The sequence below is a fragment of the Pedobacter hartonius genome (genome assembly GCF_900107535.1).
GTDB lineage: Bacteria > Bacteroidota > Bacteroidia > Sphingobacteriales > Sphingobacteriaceae > Pedobacter > Pedobacter hartonius.
Window position 1 is genome coordinate 128,845 of sequence record NZ_FNRA01000009.1, and the last position, 15,714, is coordinate 144,558.

Here is a 15,714-nt window from a genome sequence, read left to right on the forward strand (position 1 = left end):
ATATTCATCCTCTGACGGGAATATAAAGTTCCATCAGAGCATAGACCTGATCATCCGCCTCCGCAAAAAGAAAGTATCCTTTGAAACGCTGATGATTCCCGATGATACGCAATACTGTATGAAATATGAACACATGTTCAAAGTAGATCAGGCGGCAGCAGAATTTTTAATACGAAAACTAATCCTAAAATGAAAAAGACATTTTTGTTGCTCCCGCTATGTTTCACGGCATTGCAGCTTGCCGCAGCAGCCGGGCCTAAACTTCCTGTTTTGCTGAAAGGCCAACTTCCAGCAGCTCCCGCAATGGAAATTTCAGCACTGCTGACACCCCCAGATTCCGGCATACTCCACAATAAGGTCATCTGCGTTGACGCCGGCCATGGCGGCACGGCAGCAACAGACCACTATCGCAAGGGATTACACGGGGAAAGGGAAGAATGGATCAATCTGAGGGTAGCCCTGCTGCTGAAAGAGAAACTGGAGGCACAGGGTGCCAAAGTAATCCTTACCCGCAATACCGATATATTCGTCAAACTCGAAGACCGGGCCGCAATGGCCGTTCAGCAAAAAGCAGACCTGCTGATTTCCATACACCATAACGCCACTGCAGACACGGCTGTCAATTTCCCGATCATCTATTTCCATGGTGCAGCGTCGGAAAACCTTGCGGGCGCAGCCTTTGGTAGAGCACTCGCTACTGCCTTCGAAAAACATTTCTACCGCCGCAGTACGCCAAAAAGCCTTCTGTCTGACTACGTGATCTTCCCTTCAAGAGGATCATCCGTATTGCGCAACAGTTATGGCATTCCCGGGGTCCTGGCCGAAGCCTCGTTCTTTACCAGCCCCGGCGAAGAACAACGCCTGAAACAACCGGCATACAATGAGGCTGAAGCAAAGGCTTACCTTACAGGTATCCAGGCGTTTTTTACGCAAAAAATACGGGAGATCAAACCTGAGAAAATGTCCCTTCAGATCCCCTCTTTTCCCGTGCTCGAAGAAGCACAGCGCACAAACAGCATTGCCCGTAACTGGTTTGCCGACTATACAGAAGGAATTAATCTGAGCAAAAAGAATGACACCACATCATACAGGGCCGCGTTTGAATTGCTCAAACGTTCTGCCACCTCATTTCCTGATTCTTACGTTTCCGCACAATGCCATGAGCAGATGGCCCTGCTCCTGAAAAAAATGAAACAGGATGATGAAGCAAAAACAGAAGAATTGCGCACAAAGGAATTTTTCATCCCATTATAAAAACACAAAAAAAATAGAAAATGCGAATTTCCCCGCCATTTTACAAGCTGAAGCAAATCTAAAACAGTTGTATCAGAACTTCATTCAATAAACCCGATTCCATATCAGATGATCGCAGGGCTCCGTTCAGGAGTCTTTTTTTTGATAATTCTTTCCCATAATACTATCTGAGTTAACGATAATCAGGTCATTCTAAAAAATACCCCGTTTCAACGTCATTAAAGGATGTCAGATAGATTATGGAGAACATATTCTAACACTGAGATAAGCGTATGGAGAACATAACTTCTATAGGGGGTTGATAGGGGGTTGGCAGGGGTCATATTCGGTATCTTTAGGGTTAAAGACCCTAACAACTCGCTACAAACTACCTGTCAGTTAGTTACATGTAATACATACACTATTTAAATATATTAAATTTAAATTTGTTTCTAATACAACTGTTAATTATCTTAGAGTAATTATTTAAGCAACAAAATATAAATTATGGCGACATTAAGACCGGGATCCTTAGGCACCCTTATCGGCAGAGTAGGAAATATGGTTTTCTACGAACTGAACGGAAAAATCGTAGGCCGCACCATTGGAGTGGTCGATTCTTATTCAGATGCTCAACTGGGGAATCAGATGGGATTTGGGTTAACCACCTTATTGCTCAATCCTGTAAACCAATTTATCCGCGCCGGATTCAAAACAACTCCAAAAGAACCCGGATGGAACTTTCACAGTCTGGCCTTCTCACTAAATAAAAAAAACGCGCTGACGGGTAAATATCCCAACGTAGAGATCGATTTTACAAAAGTGATCTTTTCTATGGGTGGGTTGCCCCTTCCAAAAAATCCGCAGGTAAAATTAGCAGGAAACTGCCTGGAGTTTAGCTGGGAAGCAGACCCAGAGACTAAAGGAAATGACGAAAGGGACCAGGTAATGCTGGTGGCATATTTCCCGGAAACACTTCAGGCCATGACCGTGCAGAGCGGATCTCCGAGAACATCAGAAAAACATACTATTCTGCTTCCCTCCTTCAAAGGAAAAAAAGTGATCGAAACCTATATCGCCTTTATTTCCGAAGACCGGGAAAGGGTATCAAACAGTGTTTATTTAGGTCAGATCATTTGGGATAATCAATAAAAATCATGGCGATTGTAAAAAAAAGAGATGTTTTGCTGGGAGAAATAAAGGGAAGAATTGGCCCTGTTGTTGTCACCAGTGTACGGAATGTGAAAGTACTAAAAGCTGCACCTGTTCATAAGGTGAACAAGAAGAAAAAGAAAAAGGCTGAATTGCCTCCTCAAAACCTTAAACTGGCGCTCATTTCAACGTTTATCTCCGGTGCAAAAAAATTAGTGAACATAGGCTTTAACAATAAGAAAAATGTGAATGCAGCATTCCAATCTGCGGTGAAATATAATTTGGCACATGCAATAACGGGTACTAAGCCGAATTTTGAGATCAATTATCCCAAAATTGTGATCAGCCAGGGTAACAGGGAAATGGCCTGGTCAAGCAGGATCATCGCCGAAAAAAAAGACACCGTGACCATCAGCTGGGAAATTCCGGACACCGTTAAGCTCAGGGAGATTGGCAATGATAATGCATTTATCCTGTGTTATGACGTCAGTTCACAACGAGCTGTTATATCTGATAATTGCACATCAAGATCGGCACTTTCATATACCCGAAAACTGACCGCAGGATCATCAGGGCATCTCATTCATGCGTATATATTTTTTGTTTCTCCGGATCAGAAATCTGTATCCAGAAGTGATTATGTTGGCTCAATCGTATTGCCATAGAATATATTGTATTATATTTATCTGTAAAAGTCAACTATCTGTTAATTAGACCGCATCTGAATTTTATGAAATTGAATATTATCACTCTCCTGCTTCTGACCACAGTTCTTTCATCCTGTTCAAGCAGTAATGAACAGAAAGAAAAACCAGGCACGAGGCTCAAAGGAACCTGGAAACTGGTATCGGGAACGAAAGTTTCCAAAGGCCTCACTACCTTTACAGATTATACAAAAGACCAGCAGATGATCAAAATCATCAACGACACGCATTTTGCGTTTTTAAGGCATAACATAAAACCCGATGCCGAAGGCAAAAATAAATTCGATGCCGGAGGAGGAAGATATCAGCTTGCAGGAGATCAGTACACAGAGTTTCTGGATTACTACAATGACAGGAACTGGGAAGGCAAAAAATTCACCTTTAAGGTGACCATTAAAAATGATACGCTGATCCAGACCGGAATTGAGAAAATTGAAGCCTCCGGAATTGACCAGACGATTACTGAGAAGTATTTGAAGGTCAACGAAAAATAGCATGGATCCTGAGGTTTAAATTCGATAAAGAGCCCATACCTACTGATTATAATATTTTTGAACGCATAGAATCGGAACAAAAGCAGCCGATGATGATCGTACAAATGATCATGCAGATGGAAAGGCTGAACTGTAATACCACAAGGATCTTGCGGATGGGCAGAGAAGACCTGCCTCTTCCTGTAAAGCCTTTCAGCGCTTTTACAGGGGTAAAGGACGATAAATAAGCAGGGTAACTGCCTGCAATGATCCCCATCCTTCGCCCTCTTTTCAGACTGTGCAGTAGAAAGGTTCATATAATTGATACTGGCGATCACCAGTCTGCAATACATCAAACTGCAGACTCTCATTTTTCGGCAGGTCTTTAGTCACAGCTGTTACCTTCAGCTGCCTCAGGTTATCCCATTTGATGCTTTGTCCAACAGGGTTTTCATTACCGAATAATTTTTTTGCTGTGCTTTTGGTAATGAAAACGGCATTTGGTTCAAACAACAGGCGAGACCTATGGCAAGTCCGCCGATGTTGATCAATGAGAACCCCGGGTTCTTTAAAATGTTCCACAAAGCAATTCTAAAATTCAGGTACAGCATAGCTATTCATTTGCATGACGAAAGAACATGCCAGTTTAAAGAAACAGCAATATAGGATAGTTGTCTATGATTCAGACCGTTACACAGAGATTTGATTTTCGGCATTGAACAACGGATGTGCGTAATCGCACATCCTAAACCCGCCTCAACTAATCGAAATCAGTAGAGAAAGATATTCGTTCGTTGCTCTTTATGCTTTCTTCGAGCATACTGACTTTGTATTTTGCATAACCTACTGCATCAGAACCAAGCAATAACCTGAGCGGTGGTTCTGCAAGTGCCGCAGTTGCTATAATCACCCTGGCTGCCTTAACCGGGTCGCCCGGCTGGGTGCCGTCGATCTCTGTAAGATGTTTCCTTTTCAGTTCAGCGATTTCGGTATAAGCCTCAACCGGATTGGCTGACACCGCTACTGAACCGGAGGTTAAGAAGTTAGTCCGGAAATATCCGGGTTCCAGGATTGTCACATGCATATGAAAGGGTTTTACTTCCTGTGCCAATGCTTCAGAAAGGCCTTCAACTGCAAATTTGGTGGCACAATAAATCCCCCAGTCTGCACCTGAGATTAAGCCGAAGGCGGATGATACATTAAAGATATGGCCCGACATTGCTTTCCGCATGTGCGGCAAAACTGCGCGTGTTACGCTTAGCAGAGCGAATACATTCAGGTCAAAACTCGCCTGAACTTCATCTTTAACAGTTTCTTCAATCCCTCCGATCAAACCAAATCCAGCGTTATTCACCAGGAAATCTATTGTTGTAAACTGCTGAAGGATGGCATTTACTGCCACGGCAATACTTTTTCATCCAGCAGATCCACTTGCAGGGGCAGGAACTGCTCAGAGGAAACACCAACGGCACTTTTGAGTGTTTCCAGGTTCCGGCCTGTTGCCGCTACGTTAAATCCTTTGGCAAGCAGCTGTTGTACAAGTTCCAGTCCGATGCCCTGTGATGCACCGGTAATCAACCATGTTTTCTTTTGATTTTCCATTGTTATTAATTTATGGTACAAAGGAATGGACGTCAGGCTGATTTTTATTTAAGAGAATGAAAGGAAAACTTGGGCATTTCAACTATTTACCATGGGTTTAGTCTGATCGCGGAAAAACGAAGGCGAAATCTTTTCTAACCTCTGGAAGAATGCCGTAAAACTCGCCTGCTCTGAAAAGCCCAGGGCATAGCTGATCGCTTTGATATCCCAGTTGGTATGCATCAGCAGGTTTTTGCTTCATATGCCAAACGCTCCTGAATATGGTCCCTCAGGGTTTTACCTGTTTGGCCCTTCACCAGGCTGTTGAGATAATTGGGATGCACGTTGAGCAGCTCGGCAAATTCGGCAGCGGTTTTGATTTTCACCCGGTCATCCGTATGATTGACCCGGAGGGAAGATTCCAGTAAAGCCAGAAAATCATGTATATAGCGGTAATGGTCATTCACAAGAATAGTTTCACTATTCTTTCCAGCCCTCTTTGCTTCCAAAAAGATCATTTGCAGCTGCAATAAGATTGCCTGCCTTTTATCCTCATTTTCACTTTCTTCTTCAGCGCAGATATTTTCAAAATACTACGCTATTTTTAAGGACTGTTGTTCATCCAGTTCCACCACGGCCTTTTCGGCCTGGAAATAAGGATAGTTTTTAAAAAGACCGGCCATGTGTGTGACTTCTTCAAAATACACAGGATGGATCAGGCAGAAGTGGCCGTCCTCGGCGGCAGCGTCAGACTGCCAGGAGATGATTTCATCGGGATGGATGAATGCGATCATATAAGGCCTGATATGATATCTGTTCAGTCCTATCGTAAGGATACCTGAGCCTGCAGTAACATGCATGAGCTTATAGAATTTCCTGCGGTTGGGAGCAATGTAGTCATTAGCCAGGTGGCAGCTTCGGTTTTTGATACTGAAACTTGCTTCAGCATGATAATGCTCCACCTGTAAAAGCGGGATATTCATTCCTGCTTCCTGGAACTTTTCAATACTTAAACGCGGAATATCTGGTTTTTTCATCGTTCAATACCATTGATCTGTTAATTTAAGATCAGAATGTTCACACAAATTTCGTGTATTTTTCTGAAAATCCCTCAACAGATCATTTTATATCCTATGCTCCGTAAATTCATGATCTGAATATCAGGCTCGTCCTTCAGCAGCTTCCGCAAATGTGTCATAAACACATCCATGCTCCTGGTATTGTAGTAATTGTTATCGCCCCAGATCTTTAAGAGTGCCTCATCACGTTCCAGCACATCGTTCTTCCGCAGGATCATCATTTCCAGCAATGCTGATTCTTTGAAAGAAAGCGAATATTCACCGGTGGACGTCCTGAGCTTCTGATGGACCGTGTCCAGCTGGCAATGGCCGAAAGTATATACCGTATTGCTTTCAGCTACCTCAGCTTCCGCTCCGAAACGCTGTAACAGGGCTTCCATCCTGACCAGCAGCTCTTCCATACTGAAGGGCTTTTTGAGGTAGTCATTCCCGCCCATCTTAAACCCTTTCACTACATCTTCGGTCAGCACTTTGGCACTCAGGAAGATAATGGGCAGGTCTTTCTGCACCTTCCTCAGTTCCTGCGCCAGCATATAACCGTCTTTTGAAGGCAGCATAATATCCAGGATACAGATATCAGGCGCCAGGGAATGATAGGCGTCCATAACCAGGTTTCCGTCATCGATCACCTGCACGGTATAACCGCTGCTTTTTAATCCGTCACTAACAATGCGCGACAAAAAAGGCTCATCCTCTGCATATAATACTTTTAAGCTCATGTTGCTGCGGGTAAAGTAATGATAAACGTACTTCCTTTGCCGGGCTCGCTTTTCAGCCTGATCATGCCCCTGTGTTTTTCTACCATCTGCCGTACATAATGCAGGCCCAGTCCTGATCCTTTAACGTCGTGTGTATCGCCCGCCCCCGTGATCCTGTAGAACCGTTCAAACACCTTATCCTGGTGAATTTTTTCGATCCCCCGCCCGTTGTCCTTAAATGTCAGTATCACCTGGTTGCCCTGGTATTCGCAGCTGATCTCCATCTCAAATGCATCCCCGGCATATTTGATCGCATTGTCAATCAGGTTATAAAAGATATTTGTTAAATGCACCGGATCGCCATATACGAAACAAGGTTCTGCAGAAGGGACAAGGCGGATGCCGGCGTGGCTCTTCTGCAGTTGCAGTTTCATGGAATTGATCACCTGCTGCAACCCCGCCTGTACTTCATACAGTTCCAGGTTCAGGGGTTGTTCGCCGGCGTTATCCTGGCTGATATGCAACACTTTTTCTACCATCAGGTTTAACCGTTGCAGCTCATGCTGACTGATATCGAGGTAATGCTGCAGGGTTTCGGGATCATTTGCCAGGTTGTATTTGGTGATTGATTCCAGTGCAACCGATACCGTGGCAATTGGTGTTTTAAACTCATGGGTCATGTTACTTGCAAAATCTGCCCTTGCGTCGGCATATAACTGCTGGTTCCGCAGCAGCCGCAGGATAAAATAGAAGGCCATACAGGTCAGCAGGATCATCAGAACTGACGAAACAAGATAATAACGCATCCTGTACCAGACAATGGAATTGATCTCTGCCAGCACCAGCTGGTACCGCTGCGTCCCCTGCAGGTTAAAGGAATACAGCTTACTCGCAAATACCTGTTCCTGCCCTTTGGGAAGAGTATTTTTCTGCACTTTAGTAAAAGGATATTCGAAGATCTTGTCATACCCCGGCTGATTGATGCCCAGCTTCTTCAATTCGGATGTTACCCTTCTCTTCATCGTGATCAGTGAGATACTGTCACTAATCATGACCTGTTCGGCTGTCATATTGCCAACGGCATTCACAGGCTTTTTATATGTTCCGGGTTTTCCGGGCTTATCCTTCAAACTCATATTCATCTGAACAGCGGTGCTGTCACCCCGGATAAAAATGCTGTAGGTAGATTTCACACCAGACATTTTCATGTTATCATAGGCCTGCCGCATCAGCCTCCACTGCGGGGAAAGAAAAAATCTCTTCAGGCGGCGCTGATCTGCCGGCCCGCTCAGGGATACCAGGCTGCTGAAGATATTGAGCTGGGATGCATTGCTGACCACCTGTTCCAGTTCCTGCTCCAGCTGCTTCCGCTGTGCCAAAAAAAGCTGTTGCAGCCAGACAAACTGCAGTCCGGTACTCAGCAGCAGGGAAAGCACGATCAGCGTATAGGTATGTTTTGCCCTGAGCCATTTCATAGTGCTAAGATCCTCATAATTTACCGGCAATAGTTTAACCCAATGTACGATTTAACTCTATTTAACTCAACTTAACTTCCGTTTAGGAAGCGCTGGGGTAGGTTTGCAGCATAAATTTTTCAGCAAATGAAATCATTTTTCTATTTCCTCTTTCTACTCCTTCCCTTCCCTCTTTTTGCCCAGCAAAGCTTAAACGGAATGATCAGCGATGAAGCCGGCAAACCACTGGATGCAGCAACCATAATACTGTCACAAAACGGACGGGTCATCAATAACCAGCTGGCCGACCGGGGCCGGTTCAGTTTCGGTCAGCTCAGTCCCGCCACCTACCAGGTGTCGGTGACCCTGGTGGGTTACAAACCTCTTGTACGTCAGTTCAGCATGCCAAAGGACAGCCTTAAATTAACGATGCAGCACGAAAACCAGCAGCTAAAGGAAGTAGCTATCACCTTCCGGAAACCTACGGTTGAACGCAAAGCAGACCGCGTGGTATTCAATGTGGAAAACAGTGCTATAGCCAGTGGAGGTACTGTTTACGAGGCACTGACAAAAGCTCCCGGGCTGAAAGCAAATTCTGATGGAAGCATCATGGCCGGCAATAAAACAGTGACGATTTATATGGACGATAAACCTGTACGCCTCTCGGCAGCCGACCTCACTGCTTACCTGCAAAGCCTTCCGGCAGAGAACATCTCCAAAATAGAAGTGATGTCTAACCCTCCCTCCAGGTACGAAGCCCAGGGCGGCGCTATCATTAATATCGTATCCAAAAAAATAAAATCGGATGGTTTTAATGCCAACTTAAATGCAGGTTATATCCGCGGAAAAAGGGACAGTTACCGGGGCAACGGGATCTTTAACTACAGGAAAGATAAGCTGAATGTGTTTGGCAGTTACGGTTATACCAACAGGAATATCCAGCGTAACCTGACCAATTATACCATTTACCAGACTCCTGATTCCTATGCTTACTGGGACCGGGACAGGCTTACACGATCAGACAATGAGGCACACAACTATAAAGTTGGGATTGATTATAACTTAACGGATAACCAGATAGCAGGTATCCTGGTGACAGGAAGCAATGCCGTTAATTCAAGTGGAAGTAAGGGGCTGACCAACATTTACAACAACCACCGGCTGGCAACGGATTCCGTTTTGCACACTACTAACCGGAATCAGGGCCGTACCGACCAGTATAGTTTTAACCTCAACTACAAGATCAAACTGGATACTGCAGGCCAGAGCCTGAATGTTGACCTGGACTATGTTCCATTTAACAGCGCAAATACCCAGCAGGTAGATAATCTTTCGGTACTGCCTGACGGGAGCCTGGGCGCTGCGCCTTACCATATCAACACCCCTGCCACACAAAAGATCAATATCTGGTCGGGCAAACTAGATTACGACTACAGGCTTGGTAAATTATGGACGCTGGAATCCGGCCTGAAATACACGGGCATAACTTCTGAAAATCACTTTGATTTCTTCAATACAGCAGGCACTGAACCATTTTTCGATGCGGCCAGGAGTGACTATTTCCGATATACGGAAAAAACAGGAGCAGCTTATACCAGTATCTCTGCTGATCTGGGTAAATGGAGTCTTACAGGAGGCCTGCGTGCAGAAAAAACAAGTACAAAGGGATATTCGGTGTCCCTGGATTCGCTCAACAGGAACACCTACCTGCGCCTGTTCCCCACGGCATTTATCACCTACAAACTATCAGAAAACCATGTATTTGGAATCAATTACGTCCGGAGGATAGACAGGCCGGATTATGTGCAGCTGAACCCTGCAAAAAGTTATTCAAGCCCTTACAGTTACCAAAATGGTAATCCATTCTTAAGGCCTGAAATTTCCAATAGCGTAGAACTGAGTTATACGCTTAAAAAGGACTATACCATTACCGGTGTTTATCATCTGACCAATGACCTGGCCAGCAACGTTACCGTTCAGGACAATGTGACCAAAACCTTTTATGATACGCAGCAGAACCTCGGAAGAATCAGGGATATCGGGCTGCAGCTGTCAACCGTCAATCATCCCTTCTCCTGGTGGGAAATCAATAATTACGCTGAGGGGAATGCAAGAAGACAACAGGCATTGTACTTAAATGGTATCTACGAAAACAGCTTTTACTACTACCTGAAATCTACCCACGCTTTTACCATCAGCAAAAACAACGGACTTAAGGCTGAGCTCAGCGGCTGGTATCTGAGCCCCGTTCAGCAGGGATCACTTCATGTTGCCAGGACCTATGATGTAAGTGCCGGCATCAGTAAGCCCGTGCTGAACAAACAGGGAACCATCAGCCTTACGGCAGCCGATATTTTTTATAAGAACCCGTATAAGATTGATATCAATTACCTGGATCAGCGTAATGGCCTTTACCAGCAGAACGACACCCGGAATATTACGATAAGTTTTTCTTACAAATTGGGTAAAAGTGTAGCCGAAGCACGAAAAAGACAGACTGCAAGTGAAGAGGAAAGACGACGAAGTAATTAGGAGCTTGTTTCAAGCGCAGCAAGCATCTGCTTTAAACCCGCAACAACTGAAGGTTGTTAACTCGTCAAACTTTAAAAAAACATTGGGCTTTTTTTGATGTTAATTTCAAACATCCTCCATCTAAACGTTCATTTAAATAAAAGCCCTTGAAAACTTATACAAACACTAAAGAAATTCCCGCTAAACTATTGTACGACCAGCTGAAGAACCATTTTGCCGAATTTTATGCCAGTGCCAAAAGAACCGGCAGGTCATTGACTGAAGTCAGGTCACTGAACTATGGCCTTGGCCAGGATATCATCTCGATCGAGGATCCGGATGGGACACAGATTTATCGTATTGACGTGAATCCAGCACAGATCACCCTCGTTGAGCCTGATGAAAAAAACACGCGGACTACCGAAGTACTGGATGAATTTATCGAATCCTGCCTGCTCTGACCCTGGCGATCAGCATTTCAATATTTCTTGGTCTGTAATTTGCTATTAGTTAATTACACCTGAAATATTAACTTGGAATATAAACTATTATTACACTTGAAAAAAAAGCTGCGCCCCGGCCTTCATCAGTTATTGCTGATACTCGCCATACTTACAGGCCTAAATGTTTGTGCTTATAGCCAGACAATACCCACTGACTCTGTGAAGGCAGGTTCATTACGCATCGTTGCAAAAAAAGAACAGAAACTGACCGATAGTGTTAACAAACAGTATGATATTTCCGACTTTATCAGGCAGGTTGCCCACCCTAAGCGCCAGCAAAAACAGGGCAAAAAACCTTCCGGAATTACTGTCATCCCTAACATAGCATATAACCCGAGTATTGGCGCCCAAATAGGAATTAAGGCTGTGGCAGGAAGAAAACTGGGCAGTGACCCGAATACACTACTGTCTGTTGCTTCTACCTCAGCATCCATTACCACTAAGGGAATCCTTTATTTTTACATCAACCACAATGTGTATACTCCGGGAAATAAATGGAACTTCCAGGGAAGCCTGGTTGCGGCAAAGACCGTTACGCCCGATTATGGATTGGGCATCGGTGAAGGCTCTGATGAAAGTGAAGCAGACCATGTGCTGAGCAACCCGGACCGTAAAGGTTATGTGCTCCATGCGCAGTACTACAGTTTCCGTGAAAAAGTATACAAACAGATCGAAGATAACCTATTTGTAGGCGGTGGTGTATCCTTTGATACCAGAAGAAAAATTGAAGATAAGGTGTCTGAAACCGATCTTACACCCTATAATATTTATGCAGACCGGTACGGATTTGACCGCGGCAATTATACGTCCAACGGCTTATTGTTTAATATACAATATACTACACGTGACAATCAGAACCGTGCCTATAAAGGCATTTATGCTGATATAGGTTTCAGGGGTAACCAGACCTGGCTGGGCAGTACAAAAAACGCATTGCAATTCACGTCAGATTTCAGAAAATACTGGAGCCTTTCCAGCGCCAGTCCAGAACATGTGCTGGCCTTCTGGAACTGGGGTTCTTACCTGATCAGCGGTGCCGTGCCTTACCTGGAATTGCCCGGCAGTGGTAAAGATCCGGCCTTCCGTAGTGGCAGGGGTTACACCGTAGGTTATTTTAAAGGCACCAAATACTCCTATTCGGAACTGGAATACCGCTTCCCCATCACAAAGAATAAGTTCCTGAGTGGTGTTACGTTCTTCAATGTGCAAACTGCCAACGATAATTTAGGTACAAATCTTTTTGAAAAATGGCAGCCTGGCGGAGGCGGAGGTTTACGGGTACTGTTTAATAAAACTACGCGTACCAACCTGTGTCTGGACTATGCTTTTGGTAATTATGGTAACCGCGGGTTCTTCCTCGGTTTGAATGAAGCATTTTAATCTGTATATTTCCTGCGTCCTGAGAAAGACCAGGAAATACTGATTTTACTGATAACCTAAATATGACCGATTACAAAATGGAAGCTGCAAAAGCGGCTTCAAAACTGATCAAAGCCGGACAAACCATAGGGGTTGGAGCCGGAAGTACCATTGCCAAACTGATAAGGCTGATTGCTGCAGAATGTACGTTCTCCTCTACGCTTACACTGGTATCATCGTCCTTTAACTCATCAGCGCTGATACTGAAATCTGGCCTGAACCTGAAGTCTGCCGCCGCAGTTGATATGCTGGATATCTATTTTGACGGGTGTGACCAGTTTGATACGGAGCTGAGTGCCCTGAAAAGCGGTGGCGGTATCCATACCACGGAGAAGATCCTGGCATCTATGGCAGATGAGTTTATCCTGATCGGTGATACAGGAAAATTCGCAGACCAGTTAAATAATATTTACCCCCTTGTCATTGAAGTCATTCCGGCAGCACTGAACACCATATTGCAACAGATCACCGCTAGTTTTCCTGATGCTGAATTACGGCTCCGGATGAGCACGGAGAAAGATGGCGCAGTCATTTCAGAGTACGGAAACTACCTCATTGATATTTATTTCAGCCAGCCGGTTAAGCCCGCGGAACTTAATGTAAAGATCAAAATGATCCCCGGTATTGTGGAACATTCCCTGTTTTACAGGATGGCCACAAAAGCTATTGTAGCCGGAGAAGAAGGAATAAAAATCCTGAGGCCGCAATACAGCTGATTGCTGCAACTTAAAATCCTTACGGCTGATCGGGCAGCGTAAAGGCAACATAAGAATCGCCACCTTTTCCGCCGGATTTTCCTCCGCCACAGGCGATCACAACATATTGCCTGCCCCCTATTGCATAAATCGCCGGAGTAGCCATAGCTGCTGCAGGAAGCTTCGTTTGCCACAATATTTTGCCTGTCTTTTTGTCTATTGCCCTGAAATATCCGTCGGCCGAAGCCCCGATGAAGAGCAGCCCTCCTGCCGTTACCACCGGTCCGCCGAAGTTCTCACGTCCCGTTGTTGGAATGCCCTTCTTCTTTAGCTCCTCAAACTCACCAAAGGGAACCTGCCATTCGTATTTACCGGTATTGAGGTTGATGGCACTGATCGTACCCCATGGCGGACTGAGCGCCGGATAACCGTCTTTTGTTAAAAACTTATTGTACCCGGTGAACGTATAGGAAGGTTTTGAAGAACGTTCTTTTTCGATCACTGACCCCTTGTAACGTTTATCCTGCTCAGATTTCTGGTCTAATACCAAAGAGGCCAGTGCAGTTTTTTCATCTTTGGAAAGATGGCCAAAGCCAGGCATCATCCTTCTTCCTGTGGACAGCAGCTGGCTGAACTCAGACAGGCTATATTTTTTACCTACTCCGATCAGCGAGGGATAATCACCTGACCCTAAACGCTCCGGGCCATGGCAGCCCATGCAGTTCTTGCTGTATAAAAGTGCAGCAGCCTGGTGGTTGGTCATCCCTTCCTTCGCAGATGAAGTATCTTTAACCAGGTTGAGTACCCAGGCCATCTCATTTGCATTGATATACAATATTCCTGTTTCAGGATCTATAGCCGGGCCGCCCCAGTTTGCCCCGCCATCATAGCCGGGCAAAATAATAGTTCCTTTTTCTGTAGGTGGTGTATAGATCCCTTCGGAGCGGTAGGTCTGAAAACGTTGTTTGATGTCCTGGTAAGAGGAATCAGTACCCAGATGGTTCAGGTCCTTTTCGGTCATGATTGTCCTTACAAAAGGTTTTGGCAATACCGGGAAGGGCTGGCTAGGGCTCAGGTGTTCTCCCGCTACCGCACCGTTTACAGGCACTTTTCTCTCTTCGACCGGAAAGAGCGGTTTCCCGGTGGTACGTTCAAAGACAAAAATAAGTCCTGTTTTTGTGGTTTGTACCACCGCATCCACCTGCTTCCCATTACGTTTCAGGGAAACAAGAGCCGGAGGGCTCGAAATATCCATGTCCCATACATCATGGTGAATGGCCTGGAAATGCCATTTCAGTTTCCCCGTGGCAGCATCAAGGGCAATCACAGCATTCCCGTAAAGGCCTTTTCCGGAACGGTCCCCGCCGTAAAAGTCGTTAGTAGGGCTGCCGATTCCGGCAAACAGCAAGCCTCTTTTATGGTCCAGGGTAAACCCAGACCAGGCATTGGTGGAGCCCATTCTTTTGTACGCAGTTGGGTCGTCCCAGGTTTCAAATCCGGGTTCACCCGGATACGGAACAGTATGAAAGATCCATTTCTGCGCACCGGTTCTGATATCAAAGGCACGGATATGACCGGGAGTGCTTTCATTTACGGCGCCGCTCACAATAAACAGGTCTTTAAAGATCATCGCAGGCGATGTAGGAGATATAGACATATCCTTTTCTTCTCTTCCCAGGCCTTTCCTGAGATCGATGCCCCCGTCTTTTCCAAAGCTGCCGATGAGCTTTCCCGTGCCTGCATTTACTGCAAATGCGATAGGCCCAACGGTATAGATAATTCTCCGGTCATCACCATCGCTCCAGTAAGAAACGCCTCTGTTCATGTTTACGCTGTTCCTGTGCCAGGTCTTATTGGTCAGGGAATCTGCCGGATCGAAATGCCATTTTTCCTTACCGGTTGCCGCGTCCAGCGCAAATAATTTCATCTTTGGAGATACCCCGTAAAGGGTGTGGTCAACAATAATGGGGTTGCATTCCATGATACCATACCGCGTGGTATCATCATGCTCAGCATGGTAGACCCATGCTACCTTCAGCTGGCTAACGTTTGACGTATCGATCTGACGGAGTGTAGAGTATTTGATGTTTTCACTGCTGCCGCCATATACTTTCCAGCCATGGTCCTTATTTTGTAAGAAATATACGGCACATGCCACAACCCCTGCTGATATGATCAGCGTAAGTATTATTTTAGTTTTTCTGATTAGCAT

At 45.2% G+C, this 15,714-nt stretch carries 18 protein-coding genes; 9 read left to right on the plus strand and 9 right to left on the minus strand.

Annotated elements, in window-relative coordinates:
• Positions 1–189 precede the first annotated feature (189 nt).
• From BLW16_RS15890 to BLW16_RS23305, 5 genes are all read left to right on the plus strand, one after another.
• A complete protein-coding gene (locus BLW16_RS15890; protein ID WP_090558418.1) occupies positions 190–1,254 on the plus strand; it encodes an N-acetylmuramoyl-L-alanine amidase family protein in 1,065 nt (354 codons plus the stop codon).
• A gap of 486 nt (positions 1,255–1,740) precedes the next feature.
• The gene (locus BLW16_RS15895; RefSeq protein WP_090558420.1) at positions 1,741–2,385 is read left to right on the plus strand and encodes a DUF6266 family protein; all 645 of its coding nucleotides are present in this window, start codon (positions 1,741–1,743) and stop codon (positions 2,383–2,385) included.
• Between the two features lie 5 nt (positions 2,386–2,390).
• Positions 2,391–3,050 carry a DUF6266 family protein gene (locus tag BLW16_RS15900; protein WP_090558422.1) on the plus strand — a complete coding sequence of 220 codons (660 nt, stop codon included), beginning with the start codon at positions 2,391–2,393 and terminating at the stop codon, positions 3,048–3,050.
• Positions 3,051–3,115: 65 nt separating this feature from the next.
• On the plus strand, positions 3,116–3,583 hold the full coding sequence (locus BLW16_RS15905; protein WP_090558424.1) for a lipocalin-like domain-containing protein: 468 nt from the start codon (positions 3,116–3,118) through the stop codon (positions 3,581–3,583).
• A gap of 89 nt (positions 3,584–3,672) precedes the next feature.
• On the plus strand, positions 3,673–3,810 hold the full coding sequence (locus BLW16_RS23305) for a hypothetical protein (protein WP_175470608.1): 138 nt from the start codon (positions 3,673–3,675) through the stop codon (positions 3,808–3,810).
• 43 nt (positions 3,811–3,853) lie between these two features.
• Here BLW16_RS23305 and BLW16_RS24055 read toward each other — a convergent pair whose 3' ends face one another.
• From BLW16_RS24055 to BLW16_RS15930, 8 genes are all read right to left on the minus strand, one after another.
• Positions 3,854–4,144 (minus strand): ABC transporter permease, encoded by a 291-nt coding sequence (locus BLW16_RS24055; protein WP_394332025.1) that lies wholly within the window; start codon positions 4,142–4,144, stop codon positions 3,854–3,856.
• Between the two features lie 178 nt (positions 4,145–4,322).
• Positions 4,323–4,964, minus strand: a complete 642-nt coding sequence (locus BLW16_RS15915; RefSeq protein ID WP_262497161.1) for an SDR family NAD(P)-dependent oxidoreductase — start codon at positions 4,962–4,964, stop codon at positions 4,323–4,325.
• Complete coding sequence (locus BLW16_RS23890; RefSeq protein WP_262497162.1) at positions 4,955–5,164, minus strand: SDR family NAD(P)-dependent oxidoreductase; 210 nt, start codon at positions 5,162–5,164, stop codon at positions 4,955–4,957. The genes BLW16_RS15915 and BLW16_RS23890 overlap by 10 nt, the downstream gene beginning before the upstream one ends.
• Before the next feature lie 78 nt (positions 5,165–5,242).
• A complete protein-coding gene (locus tag BLW16_RS23735) occupies positions 5,243–5,386 on the minus strand; it encodes a helix-turn-helix domain-containing protein (RefSeq protein ID WP_245735320.1) in 144 nt (47 codons plus the stop codon).
• Complete coding sequence (locus BLW16_RS23740) at positions 5,386–5,661, minus strand: hypothetical protein (RefSeq protein WP_245735322.1); 276 nt, start codon at positions 5,659–5,661, stop codon at positions 5,386–5,388. Before BLW16_RS23740 ends, BLW16_RS23735 begins: the two co-directional genes overlap by 1 nt.
• A 75-nt stretch (positions 5,662–5,736) precedes the next feature.
• Positions 5,737–6,180, minus strand: coding sequence for an AraC family ligand binding domain-containing protein (locus BLW16_RS23745; RefSeq protein ID WP_245735324.1), 444 nt, complete (start codon positions 6,178–6,180; stop codon positions 5,737–5,739).
• 74 nt (positions 6,181–6,254) lie between these two features.
• On the minus strand, positions 6,255–6,941 hold the full coding sequence (locus BLW16_RS15925; RefSeq protein WP_090558428.1) for a response regulator transcription factor: 687 nt from the start codon (positions 6,939–6,941) through the stop codon (positions 6,255–6,257).
• Complete coding sequence (locus BLW16_RS15930) at positions 6,938–8,395, minus strand: sensor histidine kinase (protein ID WP_090558430.1); 1,458 nt, start codon at positions 8,393–8,395, stop codon at positions 6,938–6,940. Before BLW16_RS15930 ends, BLW16_RS15925 begins: the two co-directional genes overlap by 4 nt.
• Positions 8,396–8,521: 126 nt before the next feature.
• Here BLW16_RS15930 and BLW16_RS15935 point away from each other — a divergent pair, with 126 nt between their 5' ends.
• From BLW16_RS15935 to rpiA, 4 genes are all read left to right on the plus strand, one after another.
• Positions 8,522–10,906, plus strand: coding sequence for an outer membrane beta-barrel family protein (locus BLW16_RS15935; RefSeq protein WP_090558432.1), 2,385 nt, complete (start codon positions 8,522–8,524; stop codon positions 10,904–10,906).
• Positions 10,907–11,052: 146 nt separating this feature from the next.
• On the plus strand, positions 11,053–11,346 hold the full coding sequence (locus BLW16_RS15940; protein WP_090558434.1) for a hypothetical protein: 294 nt from the start codon (positions 11,053–11,055) through the stop codon (positions 11,344–11,346).
• A gap of 96 nt (positions 11,347–11,442) precedes the next feature.
• Entirely contained in the window at positions 11,443–12,768 is a 1,326-nt protein-coding gene (locus tag BLW16_RS15945; protein WP_245735326.1) for a BamA/TamA family outer membrane protein, read from the plus strand.
• Positions 12,769–12,830: 62 nt separating this feature from the next.
• The gene (gene rpiA, locus BLW16_RS15950; RefSeq protein WP_090558436.1) at positions 12,831–13,523 is read left to right on the plus strand and encodes a ribose 5-phosphate isomerase A; all 693 of its coding nucleotides are present in this window, start codon (positions 12,831–12,833) and stop codon (positions 13,521–13,523) included.
• A 19-nt stretch (positions 13,524–13,542) separates the two neighbouring features.
• Here the strand turns inward: rpiA and BLW16_RS15955 are convergent, their stop codons facing one another.
• Positions 13,543–15,714 (minus strand): outer membrane protein assembly factor BamB family protein, encoded by a 2,172-nt coding sequence (locus BLW16_RS15955; RefSeq protein WP_090558439.1) that lies wholly within the window; start codon positions 15,712–15,714, stop codon positions 13,543–13,545.

What these genes read in the sequence shown, in the direction of transcription:
- BLW16_RS15890 (WP_090558418.1), top strand. Translation starts at nt 190, where the DNA reads ATGAAAAAGACATTTTTGTTGCTCCCGCTATGTTTCACGGCATTGCAG.
- BLW16_RS15895 (WP_090558420.1), top strand. Translation starts at nt 1,741, where the DNA reads ATGGCGACATTAAGACCGGGATCCTTAGGCACCCTTATCGGCAGAGTA.
- BLW16_RS15900 (WP_090558422.1), top strand. Translation starts at nt 2,391, where the DNA reads ATGGCGATTGTAAAAAAAAGAGATGTTTTGCTGGGAGAAATAAAGGGA.
- BLW16_RS15905 (WP_090558424.1), top strand. Translation starts at nt 3,116, where the DNA reads ATGAAATTGAATATTATCACTCTCCTGCTTCTGACCACAGTTCTTTCA.
- BLW16_RS23305 (WP_175470608.1), top strand. Translation starts at nt 3,673, where the DNA reads ATGATGATCGTACAAATGATCATGCAGATGGAAAGGCTGAACTGTAAT.
- BLW16_RS23890 (WP_262497162.1), bottom strand. Translation starts at nt 5,164, where the DNA reads ATGGAAAATCAAAAGAAAACATGGTTGATTACCGGTGCATCACAGGGC.
- BLW16_RS23735 (WP_245735320.1), bottom strand. Translation starts at nt 5,386, where the DNA reads ATGCATACCAACTGGGATATCAAAGCGATCAGCTATGCCCTGGGCTTT.
- BLW16_RS23740 (WP_245735322.1), bottom strand. Translation starts at nt 5,661, where the DNA reads ATGATCTTTTTGGAAGCAAAGAGGGCTGGAAAGAATAGTGAAACTATT.
- BLW16_RS23745 (WP_245735324.1), bottom strand. Translation starts at nt 6,180, where the DNA reads ATGAAAAAACCAGATATTCCGCGTTTAAGTATTGAAAAGTTCCAGGAA.
- BLW16_RS15925 (WP_090558428.1), bottom strand. Translation starts at nt 6,941, where the DNA reads ATGAGCTTAAAAGTATTATATGCAGAGGATGAGCCTTTTTTGTCGCGC.
- BLW16_RS15930 (WP_090558430.1), bottom strand. Translation starts at nt 8,395, where the DNA reads ATGAAATGGCTCAGGGCAAAACATACCTATACGCTGATCGTGCTTTCC.
- BLW16_RS15935 (WP_090558432.1), top strand. Translation starts at nt 8,522, where the DNA reads ATGAAATCATTTTTCTATTTCCTCTTTCTACTCCTTCCCTTCCCTCTT.
- rpiA (WP_090558436.1), top strand. Translation starts at nt 12,831, where the DNA reads ATGACCGATTACAAAATGGAAGCTGCAAAAGCGGCTTCAAAACTGATC.
- BLW16_RS15955 (WP_090558439.1), bottom strand. Translation starts at nt 15,714, where the DNA reads ATGCTAATCAGAAAAACTAAAATAATACTTACGCTGATCATATCAGCA.